The following is a 24,163-nucleotide window of genomic DNA, read 5'->3' as shown; positions in this document are numbered from 1 at the left end:
CTTCTCAAATGAGAGGGCCTTAAACAATTTAATTAAGAAAAAAAGAAGACTAACGGACCAACGATAAAGCAATAAATCGCGAAATACTTTAAATTTCCTTTAGCCATAATATTCATAAACCATTTCAAAGAAAAATAGGAGGCAATTAAAGAAGCGATAAATGCAATCGTGTACGGCAATGCCAGAGATGCTAAATTTTCATCATTAAGGATATCGCTAAACCCTAGTATCATGCCGCCAACACTTACTGGAATGTATAGGAGAAATGAAAATTTCAACGCAGTCTCTTGTTTCATCCCAAGAGCCATGGCAGCAACAATTGTTGCACCTGAACGGCTAATTCCTGGTATTAATGCAACTGCCTGAGCGAGTCCAACGATGATTGCATCCCTATAAGAAAGGTCTGCATCATTCTTTCTCCCCCTTAAATTACGGATAAGCCATAAAGCAAGACCAGTAACTAGGAGAGTAAGACCCACGGTTTTTATACTCGCTAAATGTTCATCTATGAAGTCTTCGAATAATATGCCAATTACACCAGCAGGGATTGTACCAATGATTAGGTAGATGATAAATCGAAAATCTGCTTCTGCACTTTTCTCTTTTGTTGTCACAAAACGAAGTCCATTTCGAATTAACCTCATAATATCTTCTCGATAAATAAACAATACCGCAAACAAAGAGGCCGTATTTACTAGTAAGGCAAAGCTCAATCCTTCTATTTCTAATCCGAAAAAGTATTCAGCTATTTCTAAATGTCCGCTTGACGAAATCGGAATTGGTTCAGTTATACCTTGAAAAAGACCAAGAAATAAATATTTAAGCAGTTCGAAAATATCTTCCACTTTTATAGATCCCCCAAAGAAAAAGTTTCATACAACCCTCATTTAACAATAAAGAGGTTGCCCTGTAAAGAAAAATACTAAAATTTACTAGCGGAAATTGGAAACAAATTCATTCATGAGGAAATATTCATTGGAAATAATATAAAAGATTCGAGAAACCTAAAGGAGGTATTTGTCATGGGACAAAATCGCCAATTTAAAGCAGGACAGAAGGCACCAAATAATGGAGTATATATCGAGGTTGGGGAGACTGGAAGCAATGTAAATAATCCACAACTGTTAAAGTTAAGAGCAGGAGATCGCTTCCCAGAAAACTCTAATCATAACCGTGTGTGGACGTATCAAAGAAAGCCATAAATTTAAATGGAAACCTGGCAATAATCTGTACCAAAAAATTCACAAGAAAATAGTTTTTAACTAGAGCCATCCCTTGTGGATGGCTTTACATATGGATTATAATAAGAATAAAGGTCAAAAAAGGTCAAAAGGAGGTTATCATGGATTTAAACCGAATGACAGAGCGGATGCAGGAAGGAATTATGGCTGCCCAGACAATAGCTATTCGTGAACAGCATCAAGAAGTGGATGAAGTTCATCTGTTCTTGGCTCTTCTCGAACAAGAAAATAGTCTGATTGTTTCAATCCTTAAAAAGACTGAGGTATCCATTGAAAAAATAAGTGAGGAGCTACAGTATCTTCTAAGTAAAAAGCCGCAAGTTTCAGGCAGTGGCATCGAGCAAGGCAAGGTATACATTACAAATAAGTTCCAGCGTCTCTTAGCAGATGCAGAGTCCGAAATGAAAAAATTAAAAGATGAATTTATGTCAGTAGAGCATCTAATTTTAGCAGCTGCTGCATCAGGACAATCAGAGGTAGGAGCTGCATTAATAAATGCTGGTGCTGATAGGAAAAAGCTTGAACTTGCGATAATTGAAATAAGGGGGAATCAAAAAGTGACATCCCAAAATCCTGAAGCAACATATGATGCATTAAAGAAATATGGAAGAGACCTTGTAGCAGAAGTAAAGGATGGGAAACTTGATCCAGTCATTGGAAGAGATAGTGAAATTAGAAATGTCATACGTATTTTATCAAGGAAAACGAAAAACAACCCCGTTCTAATTGGGGAGCCTGGAGTAGGGAAAACAGCAATCGTTGAAGGCTTAGCCCAAAGAATCGTACGTAAGGATGTACCTGAAGGTTTAAAAAATAAAACGATCTTTTCTCTTGATATGAGTGCCTTAATTGCAGGTGCAAAATTTAGAGGGGAATTTGAAGAACGATTAAAGGCTGTTTTGAATGAAATCAAGAAAAGCGAAGGCAGCATTCTGCTTTTCATCGATGAAATCCATACGATTGTTGGCGCTGGAAAAACCGAAGGGGCAATGGATGCAGGCAATATGTTAAAGCCGATGCTTGCAAGAGGAGAACTGCATTGTATCGGAGCGACAACCCTAGATGAGCACCGGAAATACATTGAGAAGGATCCAGCTCTTGAGCGTCGCTTTCAGCAGGTCCTTGTCCAGGAACCAAATGTGGAGGATTCGATTTCCATATTAAGAGGATTGAAAGAACGTTATGAGGTGCACCACGGGGTCAATATTCATGATCGAGCACTTGTGGCTGCTGTCACTTTGTCGGACAGGTATATTTCAGACCGATTCCTTCCGGATAAAGCAATTGATTTGGTGGATGAGGCATGTGCAATGATCCGTACAGAGATAGATTCTATGCCTTCTGAATTAGACGAGGTGACTCGGCGTGTCATGCAGCTTGAAATTGAAGAAGCAGCATTAAGAAAAGAAAACGATGAGGCAAGTCAAGCGAGACTTTTTTCCTTACAAAAGGAACTAGCTGAGATGAAGGACAGAGCCCATGCCATGAAAGCAAAATGGGAGCTTGAAAAAGAAGGAATACAAAGGGTTCAGCATAAAAGAGAGATGCTTGAAAAATTGCGCCATGAACTTCAGGATGCTGAAAATAATTATGATCTTAATAAGGCAGCTGAGCTTCGCCACGGAAAAATCCCTGAGCTGGAAAAGGAATTGAAACAGCTAGAAATAGAAGTTAATAACAGTGAAGGGGACAGATTATTAAGAGAAGAAGTAACAGAAGAGGAAATTGCAGGGATTGTTGCTAGATGGACAGGAATTCCAGTTGCTAAGCTGGTTGAAGGGGAACGGGAAAAACTGCTTCGGCTGGAAAATATTTTACGAGAAAGAGTCGTCGGACAAGATGAAGCAGTCGGACTAGTTTCTGATGCTGTACTCCGTGCACGAGCTGGAATAAAGGATCCAAATCGTCCAATCGGTTCATTTATTTTCCTCGGACCTACAGGTGTTGGGAAAACGGAGCTTGCGAAAGCGCTGGCACAATCATTGTTTGATAGTGAGGAACAAATCATTCGGATTGATATGTCAGAGTATATGGAAAAACATGCCGTTTCAAGATTAATTGGTGCGCCTCCAGGGTATGTAGGATATGAAGAGGGTGGACAACTGACAGAAGCAGTAAGGAGAAGGCCTTACTCTGTTATTTTGCTTGATGAAATTGAAAAAGCCCACCCAGAAGTTTTTAACATCCTTCTGCAAATGCTTGATGACGGAAGAATTACAGATTCTCAGGGGCGGACAGTTGATTTTAAAAATACAGTAATCATCATGACATCGAATATTGGTTCACAGTTTTTACTTGAACGCGTTGAAGGGAAAATGGATTCCTATATTAATGAAGAAACACGGAAAAAAGTGATGAGTACACTTAGAGGACATTTCCGTCCAGAGTTTTTAAATCGGGTGGATGAAATTACATTATTTAAACCATTAGCATTGACAGAAATAAAAGCGATCGTTACCAAACTCATTAAAGAGCTTCAAGAAAGATTATCAGATCAGCATATTCAGCTTAGTATAAACGAAGAGGCGAAAGAATATATTGCAGAAAACGGTTTTGATCCAGTTTATGGTGCAAGACCATTAAAACGCTTCATTCAACGAAATGTTGAAACATTACTAGCTAAGAAAATAATCGCCGGGCAAATCAAAGAACATAGCCAAGTGACGATCTCAATAGAAAATGAAGACATTTCATTGGAAATTAAATGAAATTAAAAAGTCATCCTGACGATTGGCAGGATGACTAATTATTAAAAGTACGAATGATAATTTTTGAAATTAGATAGCTATCTAGCTTTGGCACCCTGCGGCTATTGCCTTCCGTTCCTTCGTTCCCCGATAAGTCAAGCACGATTACGCTTTCGCTCTTTGTGTTTCCTTTATCTCAGTCAGAAGCCGTCCAGTCCATAAGTTGCTAAGCGGGGTGCCTACGCTTTTCTAATGAATAGCTTCCTTTTCACTTGGCCCTTCAGGAATAATGGCAGCAACGATGAAAATTAAAATTGTCGCAGCTACTGAAAGGATCAACCCGGTTTTCAATTCGAATGCAGTACCGATCATTGAACTAACAACATAGTTAATCATTTGCACAAGAAGAAATGTCCAGAAAAAAGTCCAAAAGAATCTCAATGTATTCACCTCTTACATTTTAAAATCCCTTTTCATATTACCATAAGCTAATTAATTAATAAACGTTATTATGCCAATAAATTCGAATCAATCGCAAAATTGAGTAATACTTTTCCTTAAATGATATTTGACTAGAAACAATAGGCAAACCCCCTATCATTTTATGTGACGTTTCATACATTATTAGGAACGATCATTGGAAAGGAGAATTAAAATGGAAAGCCGAAACTTTCAACTGGATACCGAATGGAATATGATTCATTATCCCGAAAAGCCTAGTGGTTTCGGTATCCTTGTAATTGGTGATGAAAGGAATTATGTTCATGCTGAGAGCAGTTTTTGGACACAAAATGAGGGGAAATCAGCTTTATTAAAGCAATTTAAAGAAGAAGGATATACGATCTTTTATTCAAATCTTTACGGGAAGAACTGGGGAAATGACAAAGCAGTCCACCTTGCAAGAAGATTGTATGAGCATATTATCCGTACAGAGATTATCAATGGGAAAATTCATGTCATTGCTGAAGGAATGGGGGCTTTGATCGCACTTAGACTAATGAATGAGATGGGTCCTAGCCAAATTCGAACCTGTGTATTGATTAATCCAATTGTTTCCCTACCCCATCATTTAGAATTAGAAAAAGAACATAAATTTTTTTACAAGAAATTACTAAAGGAATTATCGGTTTCATATGATGCTGAAATGAAGCAAGTAGAAGCTAAAATTAAGCAGGTAAACACAAATGCTTTAATTGAAAATGATCCAATTCCTATAAAAGTTATCCAAATATTATCTGATCGCCGTGCCTATAAACAAGCAAACCTATTGAAAAGTCTCACAGTAAACTGGAGAGAGAAAGAATTGCCATTTTCTATTTGTTATATACTGCCTGAAAAAAGACAAGGAATTGGCGGTCAAATCGTAAATTTTTTAAAACAAAATGAAAGATTTTTATAATCCTAGCCTAACTTAAATTAAAAGAAATAATTAATAGTTTATTAGCATAGGATACATTAAGAAAAAGGGGAGGCTTGGAAATGGACAGGGCAGTAATAATAGGGACATACGAAAGTTTAGGGTTTCGCTTTTGTACCTCCTTATTGGAGGAGGGATATGAGGTAACAGGGATTCATTATAGGAATATGGATGAGGAACTTGTTGAGGAAAAGCGAATGGAAATAGGCAGAAATGCTAATTTTCAAGAAGTGCTTCAGATGGAGTGGCTGCCCCCCGCAGAAATTCAAGAGCAAACATTAATTATAATTGATTTTAATTATTTTTACTTGCGTAAACCGGGCTGTTCTTTGGAAATTAGTGAACATCTTGAGAAGTTTCTTGTCCATAATGATAAAAAAATAAAGGATACACAGTCAAAAGTGATTTGCCTTCTCCCTATAGAAGACCATGTTTCTACAAATGAACGATTTAATAAAATAATTCTAAATGTGAAGGCTAATGATTATCATTACCTTTATTTATCAAGGGAACTGGATATACAAAAAGAATCTATAAAAGACTTGATAGAAGGCGGATTCTAGCTGAGTATCGGAAAAAACACTTTTCAATTCTTATCTGTTAAGGGTAGAATAAAAATAGTCGGGTATTTTTCAGGATAGAGAGAAAGAGGGAAATATGGATGTGGCTATTACAGAGGGGCGGAGTATTGGAAGATGCATAAATTGATAATGCGTTTTGGGATGATCTTTTTATGCCTTCTTTTATTAGCCTCTTGTGGACAAGCAATGTCTGCAGGAAATCTTAAGAAAGCTGGCTTGTTAGTCCCGGATACAGTAAATGATCAAGTTTGGGGTACAAAAGGCTATAAAGGAATGCTAAAGATACAGTCCCATCATAATATAGAAGTTTACTATAAAGAGGGCATGAACTCCCAAATGGTTGTGGAACGTGCGGTTAAAGAATTTGATCAAAAAGGGGTAAATATAATTTTTGGTCATGGAAATGAGTATTCGGAGTATTTCAACAAAATATCGAACAAATATCCACATATCCATTTTGTGAGTTTTAATGGTGACGCTGAAAATTCTAACACAACAAGCTTAAATTTCGAAGCTTATGCGATGGGGTTTTTCGGAGGAATGATTGCCGGGCATATGACAAAAACGGATACAATTGGAATAATTGCCGCATACGAGTGGCAACCTGAAATCGAAGGCTTCTATGAGGGTGCAAATTATGAAAATGAAAATGTCAAAGTAATTATTGAATATGTTGGCAACTGGGATGATGGCACGCAAGCAATTCAAAGCTTGGATAGGATTTTTGCCAAGAATGCAGATGTTATATACCCTGCAGGAGATGGATATAATGTTCCAGTCATTGAAAAGGTGAAAGAAAAAGGGCATTATGCAATTGGATATATTTCAGATCAGTCTGACCTGGGTGAATCAGCAGTGTTAACAAGTACCATTCAGCATGTTGATGTACTCTATGAATTAGTCGCTAAAAAGTTCAATGAAGGGAAGCTGAAATCAGGAAACCTTTCTTTTGATTTTCAAGATGACGTAATTACATTAGGTAAGTTTAGCCCTAATGTTGACAAAGAATATATTGAGTTAATTAATGCCGCAATTGAAAAGTATAAGAAAACTGGAAGATTGCCTAATGAATGATTAACAATTGGAGGAACTATCAATGCAAACGACAGATAAAACATTAGAATTTATGCAAATCGCAATGAAATACATACCAGAAGCAAAGCAGCAATTAGATGGAGCAGGGATCGAACTTTCATTGGAAATGATTCAGCCATTTATGACTTTATTTACAAAGGTTATGACTGAAGCCTATGAAATGGGAAAAGCAGACGCGATTAAAGAAATGGAATAATGAAGAAACCGGCTCTGATAAATAAGCCGGTTTTTTTATGATTGTCTAGCGCAAGCGTCCTATCGCCTATCAAACTTCAGGCCCCCTTTCCTACGATAATTCAATATCGGTTCGTTCTTGCTCACCGTGTTTCTTATATCTCAGTCTAGGCCCTTCCAGTTTGTACGGCGATGACCAAGGCGCTTACGCTTTTCTTATGACTTCTTTAAAAATTGATTAATAAGCGGAGTAGCCTTTTTATATAAAGGCTTTAATTGATCAACTGAATGGATGAGAACTTCTATATTTTCAATAAGGTCCCCTATGTTAATCTTATTAAGAAAAGATAGAGCCCTTGGATCTTGTTTCTTTTCTTCTAATGCACCCTCTTTAGTCCCAAAAAGCCAATCTCTCTCACTTATTTTTATTAAAGGATGATCGAATTCTCTATCCTCCATTTCGCTTATATCATTCATTTCAACTGGATTTCTTTTATATTTGTCCTTTCCGAACATAAAGCTTGTTAGCGGATCTGCTTCTGTATTTAAATGCTTCATGTGATCTTCCCCCATATCTTCTCAACCTCCATAAGATTCGTGTATTTTAGCTTATGAATTTTTAATACAGCCGTGTAGATAGATGTCCCTAGTTGTTCTGGGAGAACTAAATTAAATCTTGATTATTTATATGTAAATTTGATAAAATTAGTACCAAGTCATAATAATTGATAATAAAATAACTTGAACGTAATATGAATAGACAATAAAGAAATAAAAAGGAGTGTAGGTTGGATGAATGCAGGAATTATCGGGATTGGAAGATGTCTCCCAGAAAAAATACTTACAAATGCAGACCTTGAAAAAATGGTAGATACATCAGATGAATGGATCAGAACGAGAACAGGTATTGAGGAAAGACGAATAGCGGATGATGACACAAATACATCTGATCTTGCATATGAGGCTGCCAAAAATGCGATTGCTCATGCAAATATTCCTGCTGCTGAAATTGGTATGATTATCGTAGCAACTGTAACTCCTGACCGGCCATTTCCATCCGTGGCAACGATACTCCAAGAAAGGCTTGGAGCAGTTAATGCAGCTGCAATGGACGTAAGTGCTGCATGCGCTGGGTTTATGTATGGTATGATAACAGCAAAACAATTTATTGAATGTGGCTCATATAAGCATATTTTAGTAGTAGGTGTTGAGAAGCTTTCAAAAATTACCGATTGGGAAGAACGGAATACAGCAGTCTTGTTTGGGGATGGTGCCGGTGCTGTTGTTCTAGGTACTGTATCGGAAGGAAGAGGAATTCTATCATTTGACCTTGGGGCAGATGGCAGTGGCGGAAAGCATTTATACCAAGAAGATTATATCGTGATGAATGGGCGTGAGGTTTTTAAGTTTGCTGTCCGACAAATGGGAGAAAGCAGTGTAAAAGTATTGGAGAAGGCTGGTCTTTCTAAAGCAGATGTTGACCTGCTTATCCCCCATCAGGCGAATATAAGAATTATGGAGGCTTCAAGACAACGGCTTGAACTGCCAGAAGAGAAAATGTCAAAGACTGTTCATAAATATGGAAATACATCTTCCGCTTCGATTCCAATTGCTTTAGTAGAAGAATTAGAGGCAGGAAGAGTGAAAGATGATGATTTAATTGTTATGGTTGGTTTTGGTGGAGGTTTAACTTGGGGTGCGATTGCACTTCGCTGGGGACGTTAAAAAATATAATAGCCTTCACACATTTTGTAATACCGATAATTTTTCTTAAAAAGGAGATTCGATAAAATGGATAAAAAAAGAGTTGTTGTTACAGGAATTGGCGCCGTGACACCACTTGGAAATGATGTAGATACAACTTGGAAAAATATACTGGCAGGTGTTTCTGGAGTGGGACCGTTAACAAGGGTTAACGCGGATGAGTATCCTGCTAAGGTTGCAGCAGAAGTAAAAGATTTTAATATTGAAGATTATATTGAAAAGAAGGATGCCCGAAAAATGGATCGCTTCACTCACTATGCGATAGCCGCTTCCTTAATGGCTGTAAAAGACGCAAACCTGTCGATTAATGATGAAAATGCACACCGGGTTGGCGTATGGATTGGATCTGGAATTGGCGGGATGGAAACATTTGAAAATCAATTTGAAACGTTTCTTAATCGCGGATATAGAAGGGTTAGTCCATTTTTTGTTCCGATGATGATTCCGGATATGGCTACTGGACAAGTATCAATCACGTTAGGTGCAAAGGGATTTAACTCTTGTACTGTAACTGCTTGTGCGACAGGAACGAATTCAATTGGTGATGCGTTCAAGGTCATCCAACGTGGTGATGCGGTAGCAATGATCACAGGAGGAGCAGAAGCACCAATTACAAGAATGTCTGTAGCAGGATTCTGTGCGAATACGGCCCTTTCTACTAACCCTGACCCTAAGACCGCAAGCCGTCCATTTGATAAAAATCGAGATGGATTTGTTATTGGTGAGGGAGCAGGAATTGTCGTACTGGAGGAATTAGAGCATGCGTTGGCTCGCGGAGCTCATATTTATGCTGAAATCGTCGGCTATGGAGCTACTGGAGATGCCTACCATATTACAGCACCTGCACCAGCTGGTGAAGGCGGAGCAAGAGCGATGAAAATGGCAATCGATGATGCTGGGCTAAAACCGGAGGAAATTGACTATATCAATGCTCATGGTACGAGCACTGATTATAATGATAAATTTGAAACATTGGCGATTAAAGAAGTATTTGGTGAGCACGCTTATAAGTTAGCGGTAAGCTCAACGAAATCGATGACTGGACACCTTCTTGGGGCAGCTGGTGGAATTGAAGCAATTTTCGCAGTCAAGGCAATACAGGATGGCGAACTGCCTCCAACGATTAACTACGAAACACCAGACCCTGAGTGTGACTTAGACTATGTGCCAAACAAATCTAGGAAACAAGAAGTCAAAGCTGTCATCAGTAACTCCTTAGGATTTGGCGGACACAACGCAACAATCGCTTTTAAAAAATACGAGTAATTATTAAAGGCCAAATCATATTGATTTGGTCTTTTTTAGTGTTTCGCAGGAACGAAAGACTAGTTCTTGTACCCTAGAAAGAGGAATTTAACATTTCAAAGTAACTTAAGATTAGTTCTGATGCCCGCAATTGAGGATAAACACGGTAACCAAAATTGAGCTCGGGTGCCTAGCACACGAGGATTTCCACACTTACATTCACTTAAGAACGTCTAATCCTATTATGTCTTTCCGTAGTATTTGCACGGGCATATTTGCTTAAGCCTTTTCAATTAAACAAATGAATCCCCAAATCATAAACTATATCATAGCGGATATTCTGAAATAGGGCGGGTGAGAATGTGGGGGTAGTTAGAACCGATAAATGGCTGGAAAAAAAATTTGATGATCCAGTTGAAATTTGTCAAGTTTTTATGGAAACCTTTGGGGAAAAGAAACCGGCCAACATTTATCATTACTTAATGAGATTTGGTATGTATAGGCCGAATCGAAGGACATATGAGGAGTATAAAAAATTACTAGAGTTAAATTGCTGGGAGACTGCTGAAAGGATTTTTCAAAAGTACAGAAAAAAGTGGAAGGGGTTAGATATTCCTGTATATATATTTCCTGCGGCAGCCAGCAACAGTTTTTTCGATAACGGGAAAAGTGAAAAATCAGGTGTAGCATTCAAGGATAAACTATTCCTTTTCATTCCACCGCTAGAGGATGAAAAAGAAATTGAAGCACTTATTGTTCATGAATACCACCATACTTGCAGGTTGAACAGGCAGAAAAAACATATAAAGGATTTTACCTTATTAGATTCAATTGTTTTGGAGGGACTTGCCGAGCATGCAGTAGCTGTTTATTGCGGGAGCAGCTATCAGGCGAAATGGTGTGATTATTATACTAAAAAAGAAATCAGCAAGTATTGGAAACAATTTTTACAAAAGAACTTAGAAGTAAAAAAAAATGAAAAGTTACATGATGAAATTCTCTTTGGTAATAAAGGTTATCCAAATATGATAGGATATGCAGTCGGGTGTGAGATGATAGCCATGTTTAATGAAAAGTATAAACTAACGGCAAATGACACATTTATCTTGGAATCTGACCTTTTTTTAACAGTAATGGATTAGGTGAATATTTAATTATCAAGCCAATTGAAACGACTCTTAGGCTTGATTTTTTTTGGTTAGAAATTGTGTAAAAACAAAAATAATAGACTATTCAAATTAACTGGACTATTTATAAAAACGTGAATATTTCAAAAAGATCTTGTATTCGTAATGTTTCTGTAATAATATACTATTAAATAATATTGAAATTCCAATTTGGCGAATATATTGAAATTATTTACAAACATAGTTTCATTTGATTGTGAAATAGCTTTTTGGATATTCATAAGAAATGGATGGCATCAAACAATTGAATAGTAATTATTTTTTGATGGACGGAGGGCATTATGACAGCATTATTGGAATTAAAAAACTTAAAAACGCATTTTAAGAGAAAGAAAGTTACAATTCCGGCCGTTGATGGTGTTGACTTAAAAATACATAAAGGTGAGACTGTTGCACTTGTTGGGGAATCCGGTTCAGGTAAAAGTATTACCTCACTTTCTATCATGAGGTTAATTCCGAGTCCACCTGGTGAAATCGTTGATGGGGAAATTCTTTTTAACGGTCAAGATTTAGCAAGACTTTCTGATAATGATATGTGTAAAATCCGAGGGAACGATATCTCGATGATTTTCCAAGAACCAATGACATCCCTTAATCCTGTTTTGACAATAGGTGAGCAAATCATTGAAGTACTTATGTATCATCAAAAATTATCAAAGCGAGCAGCAAGTTTGAAAGCAATTGAGATGCTTGAAACGGTAGGTTTTTCTCGTGCTAAGGAACTTATTGATGATTATCCGCATCGACTATCAGGTGGAATGAGGCAGAGAGTAATGATTGCAATTGCAATGAGTTGTAACCCAAAGCTTCTCATTGCAGATGAGCCGACAACTGCCTTAGACGTGACAATTCAAGCACAGATACTAGATTTAATGAAAGAACTAAGCAAAAAATATGATACTTCTATTCTTCTAATTACCCATGATCTTGGTGTAGTTTCAGAAGTGGCTGATCGTGTAGTCGTTATGTATTGTGGTCAAGTTGTGGAAGAAGCTTCAGTGGATGATCTATTCGAAGAGCCGTTGCATCCATATACAATAGGTTTAATGGGGTCCATTCCATCATTGGAGGGGGATTTAGATAGACTCTATTCAATTGAAGGAACGGTTCCTCCGCCAGAGCATTTTCCTGCTGGATGCAGATTTTCGCCACGCTGTCCCCATGCGTTTGATCGATGTAGAAATGAGGCGCCTGTACTTAGGGAAATAGGATCTCGGTCAGTTCGCTGCTTTTTACATGATGACAAGGAGGCAACGAAATGAACGGAACAACATCTGAACTACTTAAACATTCGAAGAAAAACAATGATTCAGAATATATTTTAGAAGTTAAGGATTTAAAAAAATACTTTCCAATAAAAGCCGGTTTCTTACAACGAACAGTAGGGTCAATAAAAGCTGTAGATGGTCTTACATTTAAAGTGAAAAAGGGTGAAACCATTGGATTGGTGGGTGAATCCGGCTGCGGGAAATCAACAGCTGGAAGAACACTTATTCGATTATATGAACCGACAAGCGGGGACATTATTTTCAAAGGAAAAAACATTTCGAAAATGAATGATGGAGAACTCCGCCGTACTGTACGGAAGGATATTCAAATGGTTTTTCAGGATCCTTATGCATCATTAAATCCTAGAAAAACATTAAAATCAATACTTAGTGAACCAATGATAACTCATAATTTATATAGTCATAAAGAGAGAAAAGAAAAAATTCAGGATCTCTTGGACAAAGTTGGATTCAACCCATTATTTATTAACCGATATCCACATGAATTTTCTGGTGGGCAAAGACAGAGGATTGGTATAGCACGTGCACTTGCATTAAATCCAGATATGATTATTGCCGATGAGCCAGTATCTGCACTTGATGTGTCCATCCAGGCTCAAATCATCAATCTAATGGAAGACTTGCAGGATGAATTAGACTTAACATATGTATTTATTTCTCATGATTTAAGTGTTGTTCGCCATATAAGTGATAGAGTTGGCGTAATGTATCTAGGAAAAATTATGGAGTTTGCCGGAAAAAAGGATTTGTATGAGGAGCCTCTTCATCCTTATACACAGGCACTGATGTCAGCAGTTCCAGTTCCAAAGAAAAAAGGTGTACAGGTAAGGGAAAGGATCATTCTAAAAGGTGATCTGCCAAGTCCGGCAAACCCTCCACAAGGCTGTGTGTTCCATACTCGTTGTCCAGTTGCAACCCAAATGTGCAGTGAGCAGGTTCCCGATTTTAAGGAGATTAGGAAGGAACACTTTGTTGCTTGCCACTTATATTAAACTTTTAATCTGCTATAGGTGAACTCTATACATTAACATCAGAATATTAAAATAATTATCTAGCTATTAAATGACTTGAGACCTTTTTTAGGGGGCAAGCATTTAGTATATAAAACCTTAGAAGGGGGGCGGTATATTACAAACGTTCTCTGAAATAGGATTTAGATTCAAAAAAATAAACCCAGGGGGGAAACGAATGAAGAAGTCGGCATGGTTATTAATTAGCTTAATGCTAGTATTATCAATGTTCCTTGCTGCATGTTCAGGCGGTCAAAAAACAAATGAACCTGCAAAAGAAACAGAAAAAGAAGAAACTCCAGCAGCTGAAGGAACTGCAAATGATGAGCCTCAAGTTGGGGGAGACTTGATTATTGGATCAACAGGTTCACCAACTATGTTTAATCCACTTTTTTCAAATGATGCTTCAAGTTCTGATATTGAAACGATGCTTTATGACAGTTTAATGGGTTCTGATTTGGAATTTAACCCAGTAACTGATGGAGGATTAGCAGAGAAATATGAAGCCTCTGAAGATGGCCTAACATTTACAATAAAAATTGTAGAAAATGCGAAGTTCCATGATGGAGAACCTTTAGATGCTGATGATGTTGTATTTACATACAACATTCCATTAAGCCCTGATTATGATGGTGTACGTAAATCTTATTTCGAGAATATTGATAAAGTCGAAAAAATTGATCAATACACGGTTAAATTTACTTTAAAACAAGTAGATGCACAATTCCCAGTAGTCAGTCTTGGTTTTGGAATTCTTCCTGAACATATTTTAGGTGACGTTCCAATTGCTGATATGGGAGAACATGAATTTAATACGAAAACTCCAATTGGATCTGGTCCATTCAAGTTTGAAGAGTGGAAAGACGGTGAATATGTAAAAGTAGTTGCCAATGAAGATTATTGGGATGGCCGTCCTAACCTAGATTCTGTTACTTATAAAATTGTACCAGATGCAAATGCAATCTTAGCTCAATTACAAGCTGGAGATATCCATTATTATGCAGGCATTGCACAGCCTGACGTACCAACAGTTGAAAGTTTTGCAGATGCTGCAAATCTTCGTTTAGAATCTGGTTTAGCTCTTTCATATACATTCCTAGGCTTTAACCAGCGCGATCCGAAATTCCAAGATAAGTCTGTCCGCCAAGCAATCACACATGCAATCGACCGTACTGCGATTGTTGAAAACGTCATGGCAGGACTTGGTGAAGTAGCACATGTACCTGAAAGTCCACTAAGCTGGGCTTATAATCCAGATGTACCAAAGTTTGAATACGATGTAGAAAAAGCGAAGAAAATGTTAGCCGATGCTGGCTGGAAGCCAGGTGCTGACGGCATCCTTGAAAAAGACGGAGAAAAATTCTCAGTTGAAGTAAAAACAAACCAAGGAAATAAAGTTCGTGAAGATATTGTTGTCATTCTTCAGCAGCAGCTAAAAGAAGTAGGGATTGAAATTATCCCTCAAATCGTAGAATTTAGTGCATTAATTGCTGATATCGATCCAGGTGTATGGAATTTTGAGGGAATTGTTCTTGGCTGGAGTTTAGGTATTGACCCTGATCCAAGTGGTATTTTCCATACTAAAGAAATAGAAAAAGGTCTTAACTTTACTGGCTACTCAAATCCAGAGCTTGACAAGCTAATGGATGAGCAGCTTCAAGAGCTTGATAAAGAGAAACGTAAGGAAATGATTGGGAAGATTCAACAAGGTCTTGCTGAAGATCAGGCATATACTTTCCTTTACTATCCAGAGGAATTCCGTGCACTTCCTAAAAATCTAGAAGGCTATGAATTCCATGCGAAAGACCAAATGTACCACATTAAAGATTGGTGGTTAAAGACTGAATAATATTTGACAAAATATAAAAAAAGTAAGGGATTGTTTACCCTTCCCTTACTTTTTTTATTAAATACTGAAAATTCTACTGGTTAGTTTTGTTAGCCATGTATTTTGAATAAAATGAATACATTGAGAGGGAGAATAGACGATGGCCTCATACATTTTTCGGCGAACATTAATGGCTATTCCCTTGTTATTAGGAATTACCATATTATCCTTTGCGATTATTAAGGCAGCACCAGGCGGACCGGTATCTATGCTAATGGACCCTACTATGAAACCATCTGATCGAGAGAAGTTTGAAGAGAAATATGGATTGAATGATCCTGTGCATGTTCAATATTTCAAGTGGCTTGGCAATATGGCAAAGGGTGATTTTGGAAACTCATTAATCAAGCGCGGAGTACCTGTAAGTGAGCTTATCATGAATAGGCTGCCAAATACGTTATTATTAATGATCGTGTCAACCTTGTTAGCAGCGTTAATAGCAATCCCTTTTGGGATATATTCTGCGATGCGACCCTATTCCAAACTCGATTATACGGTAACGGTAGGTTCATTCTTAGGAATTGCAACACCAAACTTCTGGTTTGGATTAATGCTAATTATGTTATTTTCCGTCAATCTTGGCTGGTTTCCAACAGGAGGGGTATCAACATTAAATGCCCCGTTTAGTATTTGGGATCGGATTCATCATTTAATCCTACCTGCAATCGTACTAGCAACGGCAGATATGGCTGCATTAACACGTTATACACGATCCTCGATGCTGGACGTGTTAAAGCAGGATTATATCCGGACCGCATTGTCAAAAGGCTTTAAAGAGAAGAAGGTAGTTCTGAAGCATGGTTTAAGGAATGGAATGATTCCGATTGTTACTTTATTCGGATTAATGCTTCCTTCTTTTATTGGTGGAGCTGCGATTACTGAAAAAATATTTGCATGGCCAGGGATTGGTTCCTTATTCATTGACTCTGCTTTTCAGAGAGATTACCCGGTTATAATGGCATTAACTGTTGTTTCAGCCATCTTTGTAGTTATTGGAAATCTATTAGCAGATATTTTATACGCGATATTTGATCCGCGTATTGAATATTAAGGAGGGGTAGCTATGTCACAAAGCAATGTGGAAATTTCACAAGAAGAATTACAACTAAACCCCCATTTAAAGGAAAAACCCGATACATTAACGAGAATATTTTTCCGGAAATTTTTAAAAAATAAACTTGCTGTAGTAGGGTCAATTATTTTGTTCATTATTATTATGGCCGCAGTATTCGCTCCGCTCATTGCGCCGTACAGTTATGAACAGCAAAATTTAATAGACAAGCTTAAACCGCCGAGTAGTGAATACTGGCTTGGAACGGATCGTTATGGCAGGGACATATTTACAAGACTACTCTATGGTGGACGAGTTTCTTTACTTGTTGGCTTTGGAGCCGTGTTGGGAGCCCTGATTGTTGGAGTTTCAATTGGCGCACTGGCGGGGTACTACGGTGGGATCATTGATGCTATTCTCATGAGGGTTGTTGATATTGTAATATCTATACCTAGTTTCTTTCTTTTAATTACAGTGGTAACAATTTTTAAACCGAGTGTAGGAAATCTTATCCTTATTTTTGCATTAACAAGCTGGACAAGCACAGCGCGTCTTGTGAGGGGAGAATTTTTGACTCTAAGGTCAAGAGAATTCGTCCTTGCTTCAAAAACGATTGGTACAAAGTCTTACAAGATTATTTTCAGTCATATTTTACCGAATGCAATGGGCCCAATCATTGTATCCGCTACCTTGCTAATCGGTAGTGTTATCTTAGCAGAAGCAGCCCTAAGTTATTTTGGGCTAGGGATTTCACCGCCTACACCGACCTGGGGGAATATGCTTCAGGATGCACAAAACTACACGGTTATGTTAACCGCGCCATGGTATCCGTTCTTCCCAGGATTGCTCATTTTACTAACAGTTCTTTCCTTCAATTTTATTGGTGATGGTCTTCGTGACGCATTAGATCCTAAATCACTAGATTAAAATAAAGAAAAAAGTCTCCTGAAGTCAATTCATTCATGGAGGCTTTTTTTTGTAAACAATTGTTAAAGTTGATAAGTAAATATCCATCTACTAATGTAGGAATAATTTTACTGCTGACTGCCCATACTTAATGACAAATAGTTTGTTGAAGTGGGGGTTAAAAGATGTTATATCTTCATGATGTTTGGGTGAACTGGTTTGAAGGTGAAGAAAATGGCTATAATGTTTGTCACTTTCATGAATGGCGTAAAGACGACGGTGTAGAATTACTTGATCAAGTACCACTAATAAAAATTGATCCCATTTTATTTAATTACATTGAAAATGATTTATCAGAGCTTCCTCAACAACTTTTAGATGACATCTATCAAAAAGCTTATTTGCGAAAAAACCATGAACGTGTTCAACTGGAATATTGTTTCGTTGTATCTGATGGAGTAGGAATATTAGCAGTTGATACGATTGGTTATAATATTCCGATTCGGAAGAGCAGGTTAATTCCACGGCAAGAACAGCTTGCTTATGAAATGCTAGAAAATCATGATGAAATTACTTATTCTTTCAATGATCAAAGGATATTAAAAGACTTTCATATTCTTTCACCTTCACCAGAGCTTATGAATGGATTAACAAGAAAAGAAAGACAGTTAAAACAATTAATGTTTATGGCACTTGATCAATTGTATTCTTCAAAAAATGTTGCAGAAGTGCGTTATTGGTATACGGAATGGAGTCCAGAATTTTATAATGAAATTCAACAAATGGATTTTGAAGAGGCTTGGCTTCATTTATTCGATCAGAGTAAATACGGATGGACAAGCAAGCATGAACAATTTTGTGAAAACCTAATAAAAGGTCAGCCATTTTTTGAGAAATTATGGGAAATGGAGCATGGACCGAAAGTAAATTAAAAAAGGAGCTAAAATTAGCTCCTTTTTTAATTACCTCCGTTTTCTCCCCAACCCCATCGCATTTTCCATCTTTTTCAGCATTTTATTTGCAACTGCTTGCGCTTTTTCAGCACCTCGGTCAAGGATTTCATCAAGTTCACTTGACTGCATAAGTTCTGTATATTTATCTTGAATTGGTTTGATTTCATTTATAACTACTTCTGCTAAATCAGCTTTAAAATCTCCATAACCTTTTCCTTCATACATCTTTTCAATTTCACTAATCTCTTTTCCTGAGAAAATCGAATAAATAGATAGAAGGTTAGAAACACCTGGTTTGTTTTCTTTATCATATTTTACAATGCCTTCCGAATCTGTTACAGCACTCTTAATTTTCTTCTCAATTTGCTTTAGATCATCGAGCAAGCGAATAGACGCTTTTGTGTTAGGATCAGATTTGCTCATTTTCTTTGTTGGCTCTTGGAGGGACATAATTCGGGCGCCAACTTTAGGAATGCGTACGTCAGGAATTGTAAAGATGTCGTTATACTTTTTATTGAATCTTTCTGCCAAATCACGTGTTAATTCAATATGCTGCTTTTGATCTTCACCCACGGGTACGAGATCTGTATTATATAACAAAATGTCAGCAACCATTAATGGCGGGTAAGTTAAAAGAGCTGCTGAAACAGCATCTTTGCCCGCAGATTTATCTTTAAATTGGGTCATTCTTTCGAGCTCACCGATATATGAAATACATTGCATCATCCATCCGGCTTGAGCATGAGCAGGAACCTCAGACTGAATAAAGAGAGTTGCCTTCTCAGGATCAATCCCAACAGCTAAATATAGTGCTGCAAGGCTGCGGATGTTTTTTCTCAATTCAAGTTTGTCCTGCGGTACAGTGATGGCATGCTGGTCGACAATACAAAAATAACAATTATATTCATTTTGTAAATCAACGAATTGCTTAAGGGCACCTATATAATTACCAAGTGTAATAGTTCCGCTTGGCTGGATGCCAGAAAATATTGTTTTCATTAACTTTCCTCCTAATTGTTGGCTGATAAAGGCATTTAATAAATGGACGATCGGGTAAAAGAAGTGTTTCTTTCATATAAGTTGAACATGGTTGACAGAAAATAAACACAAAAAAGACCATTCGCCCCTAAAAAAATAGGGACGAATGGTCCGCGTTGCCACCCTAATTACTCAAGTATTTGAGTCACTCGAAACCATGCATATGATATACATGGAACCCCTATAACGTGAGGGTACGTCTTTGACAGAAGGCTCAAAAGTCCATTCGATTTACTTGGTTACTTGTTTGCACCCACCACAAGCTCTCTAGGAACCAAAAATAAATGTACTACTCTTTATCATAGCCATTGCTTTTATTATATTAAGTGTAATATTATAGTAAATGGGTATGAAAATCAAGATTTTCATAAAAAAAAGATAGTAAATTTATCACAAAATTAAACCGAATTTTTTTAAATTATTATTCAAAAATATGCAAAAAAACTCGAAAATTGACGAAATCAAAAATTTTTTTAGGTCTATGAAACACTTATTTTACAAGTATTTTTATAAAATTAGGATTACTAGATTGATATATAACAGAGAAAACCTACTTGCAATAAATTTTTAAACTATTTATAATAAACCTAACAAACGAATTCTTTACGAAATTGTTACAAGTTTTACGAAAAAATAACAACTCGAATTTTGGGGTATTTATTATAGTAGAATAAGAGTAAGTTGCCGCTTGTTAAAAAGCATGTACAATATCGTATTTGCTTAGAGGCGAGAAAAACTTGCTTTTTGAATTACTAGCAGATATTCTGCTTATTTTTTCACTCTAAATTTACAGACTATTTGAGTAATATACCTGGAGCGTACAGTTGTATTTCGTAGAGAAAAATGTAGAGAACGTTTGGGTAAATATATATAGGGGGTTTCATCCGTGAAAAAAAGACTATCGATCTTTTTTAGTATGTTGCTAGTTCTTAGCATGTTCCTTGCAGCTTGTGGCGGCAAAGGCGATACGGGCAGCGGCGAAAAGGGCGGCGACAAAGACGCTGGAAAATCTGATGTTCCGCAAGAATTAAGTGTTAATATTAACACTGAACCACCTTCTTTACACCCAGGATTAGCGAAAGATGCTACTTCCGGTACGGTTCTTCGTCAAACATTCGAAGGGTTAACACGTATTGGTGAAGATGGACAACCTCATGAAGCAGCAGCAGAAAAAATTGACATTTCCGAAGACCAAAAAGTTTACACGTTCACTTTACGTGATGCAACTTGGTCTAATGGTGACCCTGTAACTGCTAAAGATTTTGAATATGCTTGGAAATGGGCATTAGATCCAAATAACCAATCAGAGTATGCATATCAGCTTTACTATATTCAAGGTGCTGAGGATGCAAACCTTAACGGTGGATCTCTTGATGCTGTAGGTGTTGTTGCAAAAGATGACAAAACACTTGAAGTTACATTAGCAAACCCAACTCCATTCTTCTTAGAATTAACAGCATTCTATACTTATCTGCCAATCAACAGCAAAATTGCTGAAGCAAATCCTGATTGGGCTAACGATGCTGGTGAAAACTATACATCTAACGGTCCTTTCGTTATGACTGAATGGTCTCACAGCGATAAAATTCTTCTTGAAAAGAATGAAAAATATTGGGATGCAGACACTGTAAAATTAACTAACATTGAAATGATTATGATTAACGATCCAAATACAGAATTATCTATGTTTGATAATGGCGAGCTTGATTGGGCTGGTGCTCCAACTGGCGCACTTCCAACTGATGCAATGCAAGCACTTAAAGATGAAGGCCGTTTAGTTACTAAATCAATTGCAGGTATTTACAACTATAAGTTCAATACAACTGAAGGACCAACAGCAAACGTAAATATTCGTAAAGCTTTAGCACATGCAATCAACCGTCAAGAAGTAATTGACAATATTCTACAAGGTGAGCAATTACCGGCTATGGGTATCGTACCGCCGTCAATGTTCCCTGAAAACGAAAAAGGATACTTCCCTGATAATGACGTTGAAAAAGCAAAAGAATTTTTACAAAAAGGGTTAGAAGAGCTTGGTTACAAAGAAGCTTCTGAGCTTCCAGCTATCGTGCTTTCTTACAACACATCTGAGGCACACCAAAAGATTGCTCAAGCAATCCAAGATATGTGGAAGAAAAACCTTGGTATTGAAGTAACTCTTGAAAACCAAGAGTGGGCTGTTTACCTAGATAAAGTACATTCATTAGATTATCAAGTAGCTCGTATGGGCTGGTTAGGTGACTTTAACGATGCAATTAACTTCCTAGAAATGTACCGTGACGCTGAAGGCGGTAACAACGATACAGGTTGGGAAAGCAAAGAATTCCAAGATTTACTTGCTAAATCTGCAACTGAAGGCGATCATGATGCTCGTCAACAAATGTTAAAAGATGCTGAAGCAATATTCATGGAAGATATGCCAGTATTACCAATCTATTTCTATACAAACAACTGGGTACAAGCTGAGAACTTAAAAGATGTAGTTGTTTCTGGTCTTGGTGATGTTCAGTACAAATGGGCACATTTTGAATAAAAATAGCTAATAAACGAAAGGTATATGGGACACTAATGACCCGTATACCTTCGTTTCGGCTTTAGAGAAACTGTCTAGCACTGAGCGACAATGGCTCGAGTGCATAAGCTAATTCCTTTCCAAAGGAAAGTACACCTTTTGTAAGGAATTGACTTATGCTAGTTGTCAATTATTGTGTGCTCTATGCTTTTCGTATTAAATAGGAGGTGTTTGTCAATGGCAAAATATATTGGAAAGCGCTTACTGTACATGCTCATCTCACTTTGGTTGATCATTACAGCGACGTTTTTCTTCATGCGCATTGCACCGGGAAACCCATTTACATCTGAGAAACAGCTGCCTCCCGAAATTGAAGCGAATCTGAATGCTCATTATGGCTTGGATAAGCCTTGGTACGCACAATACGGGGACTATTTATTAAAGGTAGTGAAATGGGATTTTGGTCCGTCATTTAAGTATAAAAGCCAAACAGTTAATGATCTAATTAGTGAAGGTTTTCCTGTATCATTCATTCTTGGTATGGAAGCAATTTTACTAGCAGTTGCTTTTGGTCTCATTTTAGGAATTATTGCTGCACTAAAGCATAATAAATGGCAGGATTACACGGCAATGATTATTGCAGTAGCGGGTATTTCGGTACCATCCTTTATTATGGCAACCTTTTTACAATATTTTCTTGCGATTAAAATGGGGATCTTCCCTGTAGCACGTTTTGAAACATTTATGCATACCATTCTGCCAGCACTGGCATTAGCTTCAACACCGATGGCATTTATTGCCCGTTTAACACGTTCAAGTATGTTAGAAGTAATGAGCAATGATTATATCAAAACAGCGAAGGCAAAAGGTCTTAGCCAAGGGGTTATTACTGTAAAGCACGCGATCCGTAATGCACTTTTACCTGTCGTAACGTATATGGGGCCATTAACTGCAGGGATTTTAACAGGAAGTTTCGTTATTGAAAGAATCTTTGGTATCCCTGGATTAGGTGCTCACTTTGTTACTAGTATTACCAACCGTGATTATACGGTTATTATGGGTGTGACCGTGTTCTATAGTATTATATTGCTCGCATCTATTCTCCTTGTTGACATAGCATACGGAATCATCGACCCGCGCATCAAACTTGCTGGTGGGAAGAAAGGAGAGTAAATTATGCAGATTTCGAAAGATAAATTTCAACTCGTTGGTACTAAAATTTCAGAAGCTGAAAAAATTTCAAAACCAAGTCTTTCGTTCTGGAAAGACGTATTTATCCGATTCCGAAAAAACAAGCTTGCTATGTTTGGATTAGTATTATTAGCTATATTAATCTTTATGGCAATCTTTGGACCATATATGACTGAATATGATTATGCAACGAATGATTTAACGAATAAAAACCAAGAACCATCTTCTGAGCACTGGTTTGGTACAGATGATCTTGGACGTGATGTTTTCGCCCGTACTTGGGAAGGTGCACGAATTTCGATCTTTATTGGGGTTGCTGCTGCACTGATCGATTTATTCATCGGTGTATTATGGGGCGGTATCTCAGGCTATAAAGGCGGCCGTACAGACGAAATGATGATGCGTTTTGCAGATGTTCTTTACGGAGTTCCTTACCTACTATTAGTAATCTTATTAATGGTCGTCCTTGGACAAGGATTAGGGACAATGATTCTAGCAATGACCATCACAGGATGGATCAATATGGCTCGGATTGTTCGCGGACAGGTATTATCATTAAAGAGTCAAGAGTATGTACTAGCAGCAAAAACACTCGGTGCAAATACGAGTCGAATTATGGCAAAACACTTAATTCCAAACTCAATGGCACCAATTCTTGTTACGATGACATTAACAATTCCAAATGCCATTTTCACTGAAGCATTCTTAAGCTTTATCGGGTTAGGTTTAACACCGCCGCTTGCCAGCTGGGGAACAATGGCAAATGATGGGTTGCCAGCTATCCGATATTATCCATGGCGTCTATTTTTCCCTGCTATCTTTATCAGTTTAACGATTTTTGCGTTTAATGTTGTTGGAGATGGCTTACGTGACGCATTAGACCCAAGACTTCGCAAATAATGATGGAATGCGGAGGCGGCTTGGTTAGGGGCGA

Annotated in this window: 22 protein-coding genes and 1 other annotated feature; of the genes, 18 read left to right on the top strand and 4 right to left on the bottom strand. The window is 37.5% G+C overall.

The annotated features are described in order from the left end of the window. Positions 1 to 32 precede the first annotated feature (32 nt). Positions 33 to 845: an undecaprenyl-diphosphate phosphatase gene (locus tag FI644_RS00620; protein ID WP_053475233.1), complete on the bottom strand. Its 813-nt coding sequence runs from the start codon at positions 843 to 845 to the stop codon at positions 33 to 35. 177 nt (positions 846 to 1,022) lie between these two features. Between FI644_RS00620 and FI644_RS00615 the strand changes: the two genes are divergently transcribed. Then, positions 1,023 to 1,202, top strand: a complete 180-nt coding sequence (locus FI644_RS00615; RefSeq protein WP_053475234.1) for a YjzC family protein — start codon at positions 1,023 to 1,025, stop codon at positions 1,200 to 1,202. Between the two features lie 140 nt (positions 1,203 to 1,342). After that, positions 1,343 to 3,949, top strand: a complete 2,607-nt coding sequence (clpB, locus tag FI644_RS00610; RefSeq protein WP_053475235.1) for an ATP-dependent chaperone ClpB — start codon at positions 1,343 to 1,345, stop codon at positions 3,947 to 3,949. A 228-nt stretch (positions 3,950 to 4,177) separates the two neighbouring features. On the opposite strand, the gene FI644_RS00605 is transcribed toward clpB, so the two are convergent. Continuing rightward, complete coding sequence (locus tag FI644_RS00605) at positions 4,178 to 4,369, bottom strand: DUF2929 family protein (RefSeq protein ID WP_053475236.1); 192 nt, start codon at positions 4,367 to 4,369, stop codon at positions 4,178 to 4,180. A gap of 214 nt (positions 4,370 to 4,583) precedes the next feature. Here FI644_RS00605 and FI644_RS00600 point away from each other — a divergent pair, with 214 nt between their 5' ends. The 4 genes from FI644_RS00600 (at position 4,584) to FI644_RS00585 (ending at position 7,217) form a co-directional block, all read left to right on the top strand. Beyond that, a complete protein-coding gene (locus FI644_RS00600; protein WP_053475237.1) occupies positions 4,584 to 5,327 on the top strand; it encodes an alpha/beta hydrolase family protein in 744 nt (247 codons plus the stop codon). 80 nt (positions 5,328 to 5,407) lie between these two features. After that, the gene (locus FI644_RS00595; RefSeq protein ID WP_053475238.1) at positions 5,408 to 5,908 is read left to right on the top strand and encodes a hypothetical protein; all 501 of its coding nucleotides are present in this window, start codon (positions 5,408 to 5,410) and stop codon (positions 5,906 to 5,908) included. A 132-nt stretch (positions 5,909 to 6,040) separates the two neighbouring features. Beyond that, entirely contained in the window at positions 6,041 to 7,000 is a 960-nt protein-coding gene (locus FI644_RS00590) for a BMP family ABC transporter substrate-binding protein (protein WP_053475239.1), read from the top strand. Positions 7,001 to 7,022: 22 nt separating this feature from the next. Then, a complete protein-coding gene (locus FI644_RS00585) occupies positions 7,023 to 7,217 on the top strand; it encodes a ComZ family protein (RefSeq protein ID WP_053475240.1) in 195 nt (64 codons plus the stop codon). A 194-nt stretch (positions 7,218 to 7,411) separates the two neighbouring features. On the opposite strand, the gene FI644_RS00580 is transcribed toward FI644_RS00585, so the two are convergent. Then, complete coding sequence (locus tag FI644_RS00580) at positions 7,412 to 7,753, bottom strand: hypothetical protein (protein WP_142107858.1); 342 nt, start codon at positions 7,751 to 7,753, stop codon at positions 7,412 to 7,414. A gap of 234 nt (positions 7,754 to 7,987) precedes the next feature. Between FI644_RS00580 and FI644_RS00575 the strand changes: the two genes are divergently transcribed. The 9 genes from FI644_RS00575 (at position 7,988) to FI644_RS00535 (ending at position 18,467) form a co-directional block, all read left to right on the top strand. Further along, on the top strand, positions 7,988 to 8,920 hold the full coding sequence (locus FI644_RS00575) for a beta-ketoacyl-ACP synthase III (protein ID WP_053475242.1): 933 nt from the start codon (positions 7,988 to 7,990) through the stop codon (positions 8,918 to 8,920). A 66-nt stretch (positions 8,921 to 8,986) separates the two neighbouring features. Continuing rightward, on the top strand, positions 8,987 to 10,225 hold the full coding sequence (gene fabF / locus FI644_RS00570) for a beta-ketoacyl-ACP synthase II (RefSeq protein ID WP_053475243.1): 1,239 nt from the start codon (positions 8,987 to 8,989) through the stop codon (positions 10,223 to 10,225). A gap of 341 nt (positions 10,226 to 10,566) precedes the next feature. Next, entirely contained in the window at positions 10,567 to 11,346 is a 780-nt protein-coding gene (locus FI644_RS00565; protein WP_075209114.1) for a DUF2268 domain-containing putative Zn-dependent protease, read from the top strand. A gap of 326 nt (positions 11,347 to 11,672) precedes the next feature. Continuing rightward, a complete protein-coding gene (locus FI644_RS00560) occupies positions 11,673 to 12,653 on the top strand; it encodes an ABC transporter ATP-binding protein (protein WP_053475244.1) in 981 nt (326 codons plus the stop codon). Continuing rightward, complete coding sequence (locus FI644_RS00555) at positions 12,650 to 13,672, top strand: ABC transporter ATP-binding protein (protein ID WP_053475245.1); 1,023 nt, start codon at positions 12,650 to 12,652, stop codon at positions 13,670 to 13,672. The genes FI644_RS00560 and FI644_RS00555 overlap by 4 nt, the downstream gene beginning before the upstream one ends. A gap of 196 nt (positions 13,673 to 13,868) precedes the next feature. Continuing rightward, positions 13,869 to 15,539: a peptide-binding protein gene (locus FI644_RS00550; RefSeq protein WP_053475246.1), complete on the top strand. Its 1,671-nt coding sequence runs from the start codon at positions 13,869 to 13,871 to the stop codon at positions 15,537 to 15,539. Between the two features lie 139 nt (positions 15,540 to 15,678). Continuing rightward, positions 15,679 to 16,629, top strand: a complete 951-nt coding sequence (locus FI644_RS00545) for an ABC transporter permease (RefSeq protein WP_053475247.1) — start codon at positions 15,679 to 15,681, stop codon at positions 16,627 to 16,629. Between the two features lie 12 nt (positions 16,630 to 16,641). After that, entirely contained in the window at positions 16,642 to 17,556 is a 915-nt protein-coding gene (gene opp4C / locus FI644_RS00540; RefSeq protein ID WP_053475248.1) for an oligopeptide ABC transporter permease, read from the top strand. A 164-nt stretch (positions 17,557 to 17,720) separates the two neighbouring features. Beyond that, entirely contained in the window at positions 17,721 to 18,467 is a 747-nt protein-coding gene (locus FI644_RS00535; protein ID WP_053475249.1) for a YjbA family protein, read from the top strand. Positions 18,468 to 18,497: 30 nt separating this feature from the next. Here FI644_RS00535 and trpS read toward each other — a convergent pair whose 3' ends face one another. Continuing rightward, positions 18,498 to 19,487, bottom strand: coding sequence for a tryptophan--tRNA ligase (gene trpS / locus FI644_RS00530; RefSeq protein ID WP_053475250.1), 990 nt, complete (start codon positions 19,485 to 19,487; stop codon positions 18,498 to 18,500). A 134-nt stretch (positions 19,488 to 19,621) separates the two neighbouring features. Then, positions 19,622 to 19,838, bottom strand: a binding site (T-box leader). A gap of 574 nt (positions 19,839 to 20,412) precedes the next feature. Between trpS and FI644_RS00525 the strand changes: the two genes are divergently transcribed. From FI644_RS00525 to FI644_RS00515, 3 genes are all read left to right on the top strand, one after another. Next, entirely contained in the window at positions 20,413 to 22,059 is a 1,647-nt protein-coding gene (locus FI644_RS00525; RefSeq protein ID WP_053475251.1) for a peptide ABC transporter substrate-binding protein, read from the top strand. A gap of 216 nt (positions 22,060 to 22,275) precedes the next feature. Then, a complete protein-coding gene (locus FI644_RS00520; protein WP_053475252.1) occupies positions 22,276 to 23,211 on the top strand; it encodes an ABC transporter permease in 936 nt (311 codons plus the stop codon). Next, positions 23,212 to 24,129: an ABC transporter permease gene (locus FI644_RS00515; protein ID WP_053475253.1), complete on the top strand. Its 918-nt coding sequence runs from the start codon at positions 23,212 to 23,214 to the stop codon at positions 24,127 to 24,129. Positions 24,130 to 24,163: the final 34 nt, after the last annotated feature.

It is taken from the genome of Cytobacillus solani, from assembly GCF_006704205.1.
GTDB classification, from domain to species: Bacteria; Bacillota; Bacilli; order Bacillales; family Cytobacillaceae; genus Cytobacillus; species Cytobacillus solani.
Note: the sequence above shows the minus strand (reverse complement) of the source record. Positions and strands in the feature narration are given on the sequence as shown.

Coding starts and splice junctions, on each gene's coding strand:
- FI644_RS00615 (WP_053475234.1), top strand. CDS start 1,023: ATGGGACAAAATCGCCAATTTAAAGCAGGACAGAAGGCACCAAATAAT.
- clpB (WP_053475235.1), top strand. CDS start 1,343: ATGGATTTAAACCGAATGACAGAGCGGATGCAGGAAGGAATTATGGCT.
- FI644_RS00600 (WP_053475237.1), top strand. CDS start 4,584: ATGGAAAGCCGAAACTTTCAACTGGATACCGAATGGAATATGATTCAT.
- FI644_RS00595 (WP_053475238.1), top strand. CDS start 5,408: ATGGACAGGGCAGTAATAATAGGGACATACGAAAGTTTAGGGTTTCGC.
- FI644_RS00590 (WP_053475239.1), top strand. CDS start 6,041: ATGCATAAATTGATAATGCGTTTTGGGATGATCTTTTTATGCCTTCTT.
- FI644_RS00585 (WP_053475240.1), top strand. CDS start 7,023: ATGCAAACGACAGATAAAACATTAGAATTTATGCAAATCGCAATGAAA.
- FI644_RS00580 (WP_142107858.1), bottom strand. CDS start 7,753: ATGAAGCATTTAAATACAGAAGCAGATCCGCTAACAAGCTTTATGTTC.
- FI644_RS00575 (WP_053475242.1), top strand. CDS start 7,988: ATGAATGCAGGAATTATCGGGATTGGAAGATGTCTCCCAGAAAAAATA.
- fabF (WP_053475243.1), top strand. CDS start 8,987: ATGGATAAAAAAAGAGTTGTTGTTACAGGAATTGGCGCCGTGACACCA.
- FI644_RS00560 (WP_053475244.1), top strand. CDS start 11,673: ATGACAGCATTATTGGAATTAAAAAACTTAAAAACGCATTTTAAGAGA.
- FI644_RS00555 (WP_053475245.1), top strand. CDS start 12,650: ATGAACGGAACAACATCTGAACTACTTAAACATTCGAAGAAAAACAAT.
- FI644_RS00550 (WP_053475246.1), top strand. CDS start 13,869: ATGAAGAAGTCGGCATGGTTATTAATTAGCTTAATGCTAGTATTATCA.
- FI644_RS00545 (WP_053475247.1), top strand. CDS start 15,679: ATGGCCTCATACATTTTTCGGCGAACATTAATGGCTATTCCCTTGTTA.
- opp4C (WP_053475248.1), top strand. CDS start 16,642: ATGTCACAAAGCAATGTGGAAATTTCACAAGAAGAATTACAACTAAAC.
- FI644_RS00535 (WP_053475249.1), top strand. CDS start 17,721: ATGTTATATCTTCATGATGTTTGGGTGAACTGGTTTGAAGGTGAAGAA.
- trpS (WP_053475250.1), bottom strand. CDS start 19,487: ATGAAAACAATATTTTCTGGCATCCAGCCAAGCGGAACTATTACACTT.
- FI644_RS00520 (WP_053475252.1), top strand. CDS start 22,276: ATGGCAAAATATATTGGAAAGCGCTTACTGTACATGCTCATCTCACTT.